The organism is Ruminococcus sp. AM26-12LB (genome assembly GCF_003480785.1).
Taxonomy (GTDB): Bacteria; Bacillota; Clostridia; order Lachnospirales; family Lachnospiraceae; genus Blautia_A; species Blautia_A fusiformis.
Genome location: NZ_QUJX01000045.1, coordinates 1 through 817 on the forward strand (window position 1 = coordinate 1; position 817 = coordinate 817).

General features: G+C 55.8%; 1 protein-coding gene. It reads right to left on the minus strand.

Annotation, left to right across the window (positions count from 1 at the left end; translation table 11 throughout):
* A partial coding sequence (locus DW694_RS16705; protein WP_147420750.1) for a HAMP domain-containing sensor histidine kinase occupies positions 1-776 on the minus strand: 776 nt, incomplete at its 3' end.
* Positions 777-817: the final 41 nt, after the last annotated feature.

The following is an 817-nucleotide window of genomic DNA, read 5'->3' on the forward strand; positions in this document are numbered from 1 at the left end:
TTCCCGCCTGCCGGGGTGTACTTCACCGCATTGTCCAGCAGGTTAAAAAGGGCTTCGGATGTCCACTTGCTGTCATGGAAAACGGTCAAATCCTCCGGGCAGTCCACGGACACGACGATTTCCTTTTTCTCTGCTGCATACACAATTCCACTCATGGCCTGTGCCACGGTATCAAAGAGGCGGCCCGGTTTCTTATCCAACTGGATCACGCCCGTTTCCAGCCGGGAAGTTTTCACAAGGGCCTGAAAGAGAAAGTCCAGCTTATCCGTCTGGCTGCGGATTCCCCGGATAAAGTCGGTGCGCTCCGCCTTGGTCATAGGCTTTTCCAGCAGCGTGTCCGTCGCCATTTTCAGATTGCTTACCGGCGTTTTCACTTGATGGGAAATATCCGATACAAGGGTCTGTAACTCCTGCCGTTCCTCGTCCACCCGGCGGCGGTTCTCCTGCATGATCTGATAGAGCCTTGCCAGCCGGTGTCCAATTCTGGCAAGCTGGGTTTCGCTGTCCTCTGGCCGCTGGGGCGCTTCATTTCCGGCGATCATGTGGTCTAAAGTCTGGCATAGGTCAGCGGTAAACTGCGACAGCCGCTTTCCAAACGCCTGCGTCAGTACAAAAATCCCCACAAGGGCGCACAGCAGCAGCGCCCCGCCCGTCAGCAGCACCGCCGTCTGTTTTGTCACAAGAAACAGGGCTATGGTGATCCCGGACATGGAAAGGACAAGCCCCATTGCTACCCGGCCAAACAGCCGCTTTACCGAGAGGTTTTGCAACTTCATTTTGCCTCGCCTCCCGTCCATTGATAGCCCATGCCGTAAAC